At 49.7% G+C, this 773-nt stretch carries 1 rRNA gene; it reads left to right on the top strand.

The window, feature by feature from the left end:
- Window positions 1-49: 49 nt before the first annotated feature.
- Window positions 50-773, top strand: a 16S ribosomal RNA gene (locus QM959_RS09540); the annotation flags it as partial.

Below are 773 nucleotides of genomic sequence, written 5' to 3'. Positions count from 1 at the left end.
AAAAAAACAATAAATCTGTCAGTGACAGAAATGAGTGAGAACTCAAACTTTTAATGAGAGTTTGATCCTGGCTCAGGACGAACGCTGGCGGCGTGCCTAATACATGCAAGTAGAACGCTGAAGGAGGAGCTTGCTTCTCTGGATGAGTTGCGAACGGGTGAGTAACGCGTAGGTAACCTGCCTGGTAGCGGGGGATAACTATTGGAAACGATAGCTAATACCGCATAACAGCAGTTGTTGCATGACAACTGTTTAAAAGGTGCAATTGCATCACTACCAGATGGACCTGCGTTGTATTAGCTAGTTGGTGGGGTAACGGCTCACCAAGGCGACGATACATAGCCGACCTGAGAGGGTGATCGGCCACACTGGGACTGAGACACGGCCCAGACTCCTACGGGAGGCAGCAGTAGGGAATCTTCGGCAATGGACGGAAGTCTGACCGAGCAACGCCGCGTGAGTGAAGAAGGTTTTCGGATCGTAAAGCTCTGTTGTAAGAGAAGAACGAGTGTGAGAGTGGAAAGTTCACACTGTGACGGTATCTTACCAGAAAGGGACGGCTAACTACGTGCCAGCAGCCGCGGTAATACGTAGGTCCCGAGCGTTGTCCGGATTTATTGGGCGTAAAGCGAGCGCAGGCGGTTAGATAAGTCTGAAGTTAAAGGCTGTGGCTTAACCATAGTACGCTTTGGAAACTGTTTAACTTGAGTGCAAGAGGGGAGAGTGGAATTCCATGTGTAGCGGTGAAATGCGTAGATATATGGAGGAACACC

This window comes from Streptococcus mitis (genome assembly GCF_047459985.1).
Classification (GTDB): Bacteria; Bacillota; Bacilli; order Lactobacillales; family Streptococcaceae; genus Streptococcus; species Streptococcus mitis_DZ.
The sequence above is the reverse complement of the archived record's forward strand: the minus strand, read 5'-3'. Positions and strand labels throughout refer to the sequence as shown.